Below are 9,617 nucleotides of genomic sequence, written 5' to 3' on the forward strand. Positions count from 1 at the left end.
GGAAGCTCGGGGCGGGGTCGCCCGCTGCCATTCGTTTTCGTCGGGGGACGAAAACGTGGGCTACGCACATCCCCACTAGCCACAACCCCCAACCGTTGGGCAAAATAATGACAGACTGCAAACATGAAACATTTTAGACTGCTAATAATTCTGATAATTTCAATTTCATGCGCTTCGAATCAGCGTGATAAGAAAGTTGATAAAGAAGTAATTCAAGATGATAGCGACAAGATTGATTTATTTTTACTTGCTGATACAGTTGCGAAAAAATTGAACCATGATGCAGATATTCAAAATGATGAGATTAATTTATATCTAAACGGGATTTATGAATATGTATATCCATACAATACAGATAACTTAATCGAAAACCACTATATCGCTTTCAAAAAAACAGGAGAGATTGTTGAAGGTTGGTACTATGGAACATCAGATGAGTTTGATGAGGCAAGAGAAGGTTATTTACCTGGATTCTTTGTATCAAAAATTAGTGGATTAAGAACAAGTGGAGATTCATTATTCTTTAAGATTTCAACTGGATACAATAAATGTTACTCTAAAGCTTTCCCGATTGGATACATTGATTCTTCAGTTATTCTTAAGACAAATAGGATATGGAATAATTACAATGAGGATTATTTGCTTGAGTATTCTGGGAAATTGACTGGATTAAAAATTACAATGACGGTTAATGGTGATACAAGAGTATATAAAAAGCGAAAAAACTATTTTCATGTCGGTATTGACAACTTTGATAAGACTAAATGTCAATCAGAGCCATTGCTTGCAATCACAAATAACATAGAACATCTAGATGATTCATTGATTCTTGATTTTCTAAAAACATTTAGTGTGATTTGTGAAAATAACGTTGAGTTTAGCGAGTGGAGCAATGAGCTTTTGTTTAAGATTCTTTCAAAAAATTCTGATTTGTTTTTTAAAACATTTGCAGATAATATTTCAGTACTTGATACTACAGCGATTTTTAAGGAGCTTGAATCACCTTTACATGATTTGATTGATTTAGAGCAAATAAGGAAAAATATAACCACGATTGATATTGATAAAGATTTTAAAGAAAAGATTATCAAACGACTGGAAAACAAATAATTACTTTGCCCAACACACGGTAAAAAACATTGCGCGGAAAGTGCTATATTTGAGTGATATAACAATTAATAAGCGGCGTAACGGGTTGATAGGAAAGTGCTCCGAAAGCGCAACGATTTCTTACCGTCAAACGTTAGCATTCATTTTAAGACAAGACAACAAGACAACAACTAACATAAAAAACGGAAAATTATGAGTTTCGGAAAATCTTTGAAAAGTGAACTGGGTAGGAATACCGGTAAATGGGTAAGCAACAAGGTATTTGGAAATACTGGTTGGGCAACCCCAAGGCGACACGTTATTGAAGTTGAAGAAAGAAAAAAACAACGTGAAGAAGCACGAGAGTACAAACAACGGCATAAGGAAGTGGAAATTGAACGTCGTGAACGTGAGAAGTACTTAATACAAATGGAGAAGAAGCAGGCTGAAAGAGAAAAACAAGAAATTATTAGAGCCAATGAAGAAGAAGTAAAAGAACACAATAATTATTTATCAGTAATACAATCCGTGCATAAGACTTATTCTGAAAAAATGAATTGGGAATCACTTCAAAAAAAAGAGGCACCACAATATGTACAAACAGCTGAAGAATTAAGAGAAGAAATTACAAAATTCACCAATGAATACATTGAGCAAGAAGTAGCAGATTTAAAAAAGCGTTACAGGCTATCATTGTTGCGTCTAATAATTGGGAAAATGTTCATTCCAAAAAACCGTTGGCTATTTAAAATTTTGGGGAATGAAAAAGTTTTTATTTTCATTGGCTTAATTTGTATAGTGGGTTTGTTGTACGGCTTATTTCAAGAAGGCTTTTTACAATACTTTATTTCAATTTTATCTGTTTTAGCTTTTTTAACTGCCTATATTTTCAAATTAGGTGCTAAAGACTTTGAGAAAAGTGTTACTCTTGATAATAGTATAAAAAGTCTTGAAGATAACCGCTCAAAATTACTTGAAGAAAATCTAAAAGAACAGCAACTAGCACACGAGCAGTATCTGAGAGATATGGACAATTATAAAAAAATGGTTGATATTGCAAACGGAGTTCTAAGTAAAAACCCACAAGCATATACTTATGCTTTAAATTTCTTTAATCCATTTGATGACATACTAGAATATGGCTCCGATATTACATTTAAAACTAATTCAAATAAAGTATACGTAGATTTTTATGTCCACAACGAAGAAGTTATTCCAAATACAACCAAGAAAATATTGCGTAAAGGACTTGAGATCAGAGATGAACCGTTGCCACTTTCACGTTTTAATGAAATCTATCAGGATTATGTTTGCAGTTGTATTCTCAAAATTGCAAAGGAAATATTTCAACTTTTTCACACAATTAACGAAGTTCAAATCAATGCAAAAAGTTCACTTATGAATTCTGCAACAGGCAATTTTGAGGAACAAACAATTGTTTCTGTAAATATTGACCGAACTAAACTCGACCAATTAAATTTTGAACTTCTTGACCCATCTGATAGTATGAGCAATTTTGAACACAGAATGGACTTTAAAAAAAATGAGGGGTTTAGTCCAGTACAAGACCTACAAACAACTTCATAATGAGCTATAAACTTGACTATATTTCAAGACTGTTTCAAAGAACAAGCAGTAAAAGAATTGAGCATTATGTGATAACACGTATTTGGCATTTAATTGACAATTATGATGTAAAAATTACTCCTCAGCAATATGTTACAAGGCAACATATTAATTATGCTTTAACCGATGTATATTTCCCACAAGTTGGAATTCACGTTGAAATAAATGAACCAGCACATTACTATAGTAATGATAGAATTATCAATGACTTAAAAAGAAGAAAAGAAATTGAAACAAATACAGGGCATTCTGTTTTTGTGATTGATTGTAGTCTAGAATTAAAGGAAATCCATTCTCAGATTGACGAATTAGTATCATTAATAAAAAAGTCTGTTAATGAAAAAGTTGCAAAAGGAACTTTTAAGCCTTGGTGTCCAGAAAAAGAGCATAATCCAATATATTGGAAAGAAAAAGGAATAATTACAATCTCAGATGAAGTTTCATTTCATACAATTGAAGACATATGCTTACTCTTTGACGCAGACCATCGTAAAACAATAAGGGGTTTTCTAAGAAAAGGAGGAATACAAAACCCCAAAAGAAACGACTTATTTATTTGGTGGCCCTCTGAAAGACAACGAAGCGGTTGGATAAATACTTATGATGAAATTAATGGAACTATTACCGAAACTCATTCAGATACTAAAAAGAAAGTTGACCACTTTAATTGGCACACTCAAGGTAGTCATTATAGAATAGTTTTCTTTCACTACAAAGACATATTAGGTTTAACAAATTATAAATACGTTGGCGTTTTCACTAATGACAAAGAACTTTCAAATGCAGAAATCGGAACTGTTTGGACAAGAATAGGTGAAACCATAAACATTATGGATGCTGAATACCAGTAAGAAAGACAAGAAAAACGAATGCTAACAAGGGGTGTAGCCAATGTGGGTTGACATCGGGACTTCGGAGCGGTTTCGCCCGCTCGGGCGTTTTCGTCGGGGGACGAAAACGTAACACGCTCTCCCACACTTGCCACACCCCCAGCCGTTAGCAACCATAATATGACAGAAAATCGGATAGTGAAATGAGAAAACTAACAATCTTTTTAATGTTCTGTTCCTTTATTTCGTTCGAATGTTATTCTCAATCTGAAAAAGAATTTATTATTGGGAAAACAATTGAATTTGAATCAAATACATTGAATAAGAAAGAAATTGTTCAATTGTACTTGCCTGAAAGTTTTAAAGATAATGCAGAAAAGAAATACCCAGTCATTTATCTTTTTGATGGGAATCAATTCTTTCATTCTGTAACTGGAATAATTAAAACTCTTTCGAAAGCTAAAAAAATTCCTGAATCCATTGTAGTTGGTGTAAACCCTGCAAGGGATTACTGTTACGCAAAAGAGAAAATGGAATTATATCTAAACTTTATAGATAAAGAATTACAACCCTTCATTAAAAATAATTACAGCCCAACATCTTATAGCGTTGCTATTGCAAACTCCCTGAACGGTCAGATTGGTTTATATGAAATGCTTCTAAACAAAAATCTTTTTCAGAGTTACATTCTATCAAGCCCATTTTTCACCTTAGCAGAATACCTGTACGACACCGAATATTTTTTAAATCAGCAAAGCAATCTAGACAAAAATGTTTTTATAAGTGTTGGCTTTGAACACGAACAAAAAGTTGATAAAATATTCAAGCTGGCTCGTTTGCTAAATAGAGCCCCCGTGGATAATTTTTACTGGGAATACCAAAGTTTTGAGGAAAAGAATATGGAAATTGTTCTCATTAATACAATTGCTGAATGTCTTCCTAAAGTTTTCGAAGATTTGCAACTACCTCAAATTGCAACGAGCAATGATTTTAATGAAAAATTTCAGAACAGAGAAAAACTATTTGCAAAATATGGCTATGACTTTCTAAGTATTTATTCTTCACCAAAATCGGCTTCGAGAGAAATATTAAACTCAATTCTGCACAAGAATGAAATCTCAGAATCAATTATTTCTGGATTACAAACAAATCCATATTTCTTTTCGGATGAAGTTGAGCTAAGTAATTTGGCGAACTATTTGACTTCAATAAACAAATCTAAAGAAGCGAAGTTGGTAACGAAATTTGTGAAAAAGCAAGCAAACCAGAGTGCTTTAAATAATTACACTCCGAAAATTGAACTTGAAAGAGGGCTTGTTGCTAAACTCTCATTTGAAAAAGAGGAAGTTGAAATAAATAACTCTGAAAAAGTTGAATACATTAATACGAACTTTACCAAAGGAATAAATAACGTGGAGAACTCTGCGATAGAATTTACAGATAGAAACAGTGCCGTAAAGATTAAATACGACTCAGAAATAAATCCAAGTAAATCAATATCAATTTCCTGCTGGTTAAATCCAAGAACCCTTAATCCAGCGGATTCTTGGGCTATAAGCTTTAAACCAGGTAATTTAGGCCCCCATTGGAATACGACTGTTGGAATGTACCCAGACCAATGGGGTTTTGAAATCTATTCAATAGGCCGTGTTGTTTATCTCGTGAGAGATACTATTCCATTAAATACTTGGACACATATCGTTATTGTAGCCGACCAAACAATTGGACAATTATCTTTCTTTAAAAACGGTAAGAAAATTCTTGCGAGAAATGATTTAATTCCTTTTACGAACTCAACGGAATTCTTACAAATTGGAAACGACATCCATTCGTTTGATGGTAGTATAGATGAATTCAGATTATACCAAAGAGTATTAAGTGAAACCGAAATAAAGGAACTTTACAAACAAAAGAAAGAATAAATTACGGTTGCTAACAAGGGGTGTAAAAAATACTGGTTTCTAGCAGATTAGGAATCTTTCTCGTTTCAATCTATCTTTATCTCGTGGGACGAGAAAACTGTTTCAATCTCCAGCACTTTTCACACCCCCGGCCGTTACCAAACATTATAAACGACAGACATCCAACAGGATAAGCAGATTCGAATCAAAGAAATCTATTGCAAGTATTCAATTAAAGCACCTATGTGAAATTAATATTTAATTTTGTGATGAGAATAAAGCAAAGAATAACTTGATTGGAATTTTATGAAAGACGAAATTATTATTTATCAACCAGATGAGCATTCAGTAAGTCTAGAAGTAAGAATTGAAGAAGATACAGTATGGCTGACTCAAGCCCAGATGGCTGACTTATTTCAAACAACAAGAAACAACATAACCCTTCACATTTCAAACATTTTCAAAGAAAATGAACTTGATGAAAGTTCAGTTGGTAAGGAATCCTTACTAACTGCCAGTGATGGAAAAAAGTATAAGACAAAATTTTACAATCTAGATGTAATAATATCAGTTGGTTACCGTGTAAAATCCGTTCGTGGAACTCAATTTAGAATATGGGCAAATAAAGTACTCAAAGACTATTTGCTTAAAGGTTATGCAGTGAATCAGCGCTTTGAAAGAATTGAAAAAGATGTGAACTATCTAAAAAATAAAGTCGATGAATTTGATTTTCAGATTAGAACAAGCTTACCTCCCAATGAAGGTATATTTTTTGAAGGACAGGTTTTTGATGCCTATATTTTCGTGAGTGACTTGATCAAATCTGCCAAAAAATCTATTATGCTAATTGACAATTATGTTGATGAAAGCGTTCTTTCAATTCTATCGAAAAGGAAAAAGGATGTGAGCGCAATGATTTTTACATCAAACCTCACGAAACAGCTGAAACTTGACTTAAAAAAACATAATGAACAATACCCTTCTATTGAAATAAAAACATTTAATAAATCTCACGACAGATTTTTAATAATTGACAAAGAGTCAGTTTATCACATAGGAGCGTCTTTGAAAGATTTAGGAAAGAAATGGTTTGCTTTTTCGAAAATTGAGTTAGACCCAAATGATTTAATCTCGAAACTTAATTGACTAGCAATAGATTCTTTTAAGAAAATCAATAACGTTTGGTAACAAGGGGTGTAACCAATTTGGGCTAAATGGGTTACGGAAGCGGGTTGGCACGCAGGGTTGTTCTTAACGGGGGATAAATCCCAAGCTCCGCTCCCACAAACTGGTCACACCCCCAGCCGTTAGCAACAAGGCCTGAAGAAAAATCGATATAGCTTAATACATTGAATATTAAGAGATAAAATTTTGTTTCCCTCCGCACTTTTTGCCCTATCTGGCGTATGGAAAAAAAAAGGATTAAAAAAAATTGCGAATTAGAAAATACGGACTTATATTTGTCAATGATTGACAAGCATAAAACATCAAGTCAAATGAAAGAAAGTTTTGGAGAATACATTAGAAAACTAAGGAATGAAAAGGGTTTAACTTTGACTCAGCTTGCAGCTCGATTAGATTTAGACTCTGCAAACCTAAGTAAAATAGAGAATGGTAAAAGAGACTTTGACGAAAAAAGACTTGAAAAACTTTCAGAAATTTTTGAACTTGACATTATAAATCTGAAAAAAGAGTTTTACAGCGAAATGATAGCAAGAAAAATCTATAGCGTAGATTGCCCCTGTGATACACTTCATTTAGCTGAGCAGAAAATCAACTACCTAAAACAGAATAACATTAAACAAACCGCTATAAAATTTTAGTGCAATGAACATAGTATCATTTTTTGCAGGAGCAGGTGGCCTTGACCTTGGTTTTCAAAAAGCAGGGTTTAACGTGGTTTGGGCAAATGAGTATGATAAGGAGATTTGGGAAACATACGAAAAAAACCATAAATCAACTGTACTAGACCGACGTAGCATTGTTGACATTAAATCAATTGAAGTTCCAGATTGTGACGGGATTATTGGTGGGCCACCCTGTCAGAGCTGGAGCGAGGCCGGTACTCTAAGGGGTGTAAATGATAGTAGAGGACAACTATTTTTCGATTTCATCAGAATTATTGCAGATAAACAACCCAAATTTTTCCTTGCAGAAAATGTTTCGGGAATGCTACTCCCCACGCATAAGGATGCGCTCGCTAATATTAAGAAACTCTTTGAAGAGTGTGGCTATAACCTAACATTTGGTTTGGTAAATGCATCTGATTTTGGTGTACCCCAAGATAGGAAAAGGGTGTTTTTTGTTGGTTACAGAAAAGACCTTGGAATAGCCTTTGAATTTCCTAAACCAACCACACCCAACGAGAAAATAACATTAGAAAAAGCTATTGGAGACCTTAAAGAAACTGTTGTTGCAAGAAAGAATGGTATTGGGCAAAATGGTGCTGTTTGCAAAATCTCTAACCACGAGTATATGCTTGGTGATTTTTCCCCAATTTTTATGTCAAGGAATAGAGTAAGAGGTTGGAATGAGGTTTCATTTACCATTCAAGCAGGTGCAAGACATATCCCTATTCATCCACAAGCACCAAAAATGACATTTATTGAGCAGAATAAAAGAGAGTTTGTCAAAGGACAGGAACAACTTTACCGAAGATTGAGCGTTAGAGAATGCGCTAGAATTCAAACATTCCCTGATAGTTTTATATTCTATTACAACAACATTTCAGCAGGTTACAAAATGATTGGAAACGCCGTTCCAGTGAGACTTTCAAGAGCTATCGCAGAAAAAATAAAAAGGGATTTAGAATCCTTAAATCTATCTAGCATTAAAACTAATGGTTATGCAAAAGAGACCAAACCCATAATTAATGGTAGCAAGGTAAAAGAAAAAATGCTAGAAATCGTTAATTCTTAAAATAATGGCCATACAAATATTGACAGGCAAAGCTTTTGAATACGCTCTTTTGCTCGAATTCTATGAGAGGTTAAAGAATCTTACTACGGTAACAATAATTGACAATGACCCCTTAAAGAATGCAAAGAAATGCTTTGAAAGTTTTAATGAAACTGACCAAAGTACATACAGAATTACTTCGAGTGCAGCCGTTAACTTCCTAATCGACATCGAGCCAAGACTTTCTCACGGAATAAACGAGCACGACACCCTGCAACTTGAAATAGTTTCAGACCAACAGGGTCAATCAGGTGATGTTAGAGATGTTCTACTAATACGTTCACTTCAAAATTGGGAGATTGGAATCTCTGCAAAAAACAATCATCGTGCGGTTAAGCATTCAAGATTATCACAGAGCATCGACTTTGGAGAAAAGTGGTTAGGAATTCCTTGTTCTAAACAGTATTTTGAGGAAATTGAATCTGTCTTTTCGATGCTTGAAAGCATAAGGAAAAAGGACAAATCAACAAAGTGGACTAGCATTGAGAATATGCACCAAAAGGTTTACATCCCTATTCTTGAAGCTTTTAGAAAGGAATTATTGAAATTAGACAAAGAAAACCCCGTAATAGTTGCAGAAAGACTTGTTAATTATCTAATTGGAAATCAGGATTTTTACAAGGTAATAAAAGGGAAGAATAAGATTGAAATACAAGGATATAATTTGCAAGGTACGCTTAATTTACCATTTGAAAAAGTTAAACCAAAGGCTAGAATTCCAAAACTAAAATTACCGTCAAGATTAGTAGAAGTTGTTTATGAAAACGAATCAACTACAACTTTAAAAGTCTCTTTGAATGAGGGTTGGAATATATCATTTAGAATCCATAGTGCAAGTTCAAGAGTAGAATCGTCATTAAAATTTGACATTAATCTGATTAGTGTACCACAATCATTATTTGCTAATCACATATTTATTAAAGACTAAGAACACCACCCTCGAAAACAAAATATTTTGGAATTAAGCTATTAGACGAAGAAATAAAGCCCAGTTGCTAACATGGGGTGTATAAAATGCTGGCATGCAGGCTGATACATAGGCGCTTAGGCTCGTTCTTGTCGGGTCTCGGTAGATAGCGACTCGTCTCGTTCGCCAGCACTTTACACACCCCTCACCGTTAGCGTACATCGCCAAGGTGGGCATGGGCGGCAAGCTTCGGAGCGTTGGCCTTGCCTTGAAATGGAGGGAGTATCGCCATCGCCCGCTCGAGCA

At 34.2% G+C, this 9,617-nt stretch carries 8 protein-coding genes; all 8 read left to right on the forward strand.

Annotation, left to right across the window (positions count from 1 at the left end):
* The first annotated feature begins 123 nt into the window (after nucleotides 1-123).
* A complete protein-coding gene (locus G8O23_RS16635; RefSeq protein WP_166366945.1) occupies nucleotides 124-1,110 on the forward strand; it encodes a hypothetical protein in 987 nt (328 codons plus the stop codon).
* 192 nt (nucleotides 1,111-1,302) lie between these two features.
* Nucleotides 1,303-2,676, forward strand: coding sequence for a hypothetical protein (locus G8O23_RS16640; protein ID WP_166366947.1), 1,374 nt, complete (start codon nucleotides 1,303-1,305; stop codon nucleotides 2,674-2,676).
* Nucleotides 2,676-3,566, forward strand: a complete 891-nt coding sequence (locus G8O23_RS16645) for an AbaSI family restriction endonuclease (protein WP_166366949.1) — start codon at nucleotides 2,676-2,678, stop codon at nucleotides 3,564-3,566. The genes G8O23_RS16640 and G8O23_RS16645 overlap by 1 nt, the downstream gene beginning before the upstream one ends.
* Nucleotides 3,567-3,748: 182 nt before the next feature.
* Nucleotides 3,749-5,467, forward strand: a complete 1,719-nt coding sequence (locus G8O23_RS16650) for a LamG-like jellyroll fold domain-containing protein (RefSeq protein ID WP_166366951.1) — start codon at nucleotides 3,749-3,751, stop codon at nucleotides 5,465-5,467.
* Nucleotides 5,468-5,752: 285 nt separating this feature from the next.
* On the forward strand, nucleotides 5,753-6,592 hold the full coding sequence (gene rhuM, locus G8O23_RS16655; RefSeq protein WP_166366953.1) for a RhuM family protein: 840 nt from the start codon (nucleotides 5,753-5,755) through the stop codon (nucleotides 6,590-6,592).
* A 260-nt stretch (nucleotides 6,593-6,852) separates the two neighbouring features.
* Complete coding sequence (locus tag G8O23_RS16660; RefSeq protein ID WP_166366955.1) at nucleotides 6,853-7,269, forward strand: helix-turn-helix domain-containing protein; 417 nt, start codon at nucleotides 6,853-6,855, stop codon at nucleotides 7,267-7,269.
* Nucleotides 7,270-7,273: 4 nt separating this feature from the next.
* Nucleotides 7,274-8,365 carry a DNA cytosine methyltransferase gene (locus G8O23_RS16665; protein WP_166366957.1) on the forward strand — a complete coding sequence of 364 codons (1,092 nt, stop codon included), beginning with the start codon at nucleotides 7,274-7,276 and terminating at the stop codon, nucleotides 8,363-8,365.
* Between the two features lie 4 nt (nucleotides 8,366-8,369).
* A complete protein-coding gene (locus G8O23_RS16670; protein WP_219932578.1) occupies nucleotides 8,370-9,332 on the forward strand; it encodes a HaeIII family restriction endonuclease in 963 nt (320 codons plus the stop codon).
* Nucleotides 9,333-9,617: the final 285 nt, after the last annotated feature.

This window comes from Perlabentimonas gracilis, from assembly GCF_011174675.1.
GTDB classification, from domain to species: Bacteria; Bacteroidota; Bacteroidia; order Bacteroidales; family Tenuifilaceae; genus Perlabentimonas; species Perlabentimonas gracilis.

Bases quoted from the DNA above. Each gene is read 5' to 3' on its own strand.
- G8O23_RS16635 (WP_166366945.1), top strand. From the start codon at position 124: ATGAAACATTTTAGACTGCTAATAATTCTGATAATTTCAATTTCATGC.
- G8O23_RS16640 (WP_166366947.1), top strand. From the start codon at position 1,303: ATGAGTTTCGGAAAATCTTTGAAAAGTGAACTGGGTAGGAATACCGGT.
- G8O23_RS16645 (WP_166366949.1), top strand. From the start codon at position 2,676: ATGAGCTATAAACTTGACTATATTTCAAGACTGTTTCAAAGAACAAGC.
- G8O23_RS16650 (WP_166366951.1), top strand. From the start codon at position 3,749: ATGAGAAAACTAACAATCTTTTTAATGTTCTGTTCCTTTATTTCGTTC.
- rhuM (WP_166366953.1), top strand. From the start codon at position 5,753: ATGAAAGACGAAATTATTATTTATCAACCAGATGAGCATTCAGTAAGT.
- G8O23_RS16660 (WP_166366955.1), top strand. From the start codon at position 6,853: ATGGAAAAAAAAAGGATTAAAAAAAATTGCGAATTAGAAAATACGGAC.
- G8O23_RS16665 (WP_166366957.1), top strand. From the start codon at position 7,274: ATGAACATAGTATCATTTTTTGCAGGAGCAGGTGGCCTTGACCTTGGT.
- G8O23_RS16670 (WP_219932578.1), top strand. From the start codon at position 8,370: ATGGCCATACAAATATTGACAGGCAAAGCTTTTGAATACGCTCTTTTG.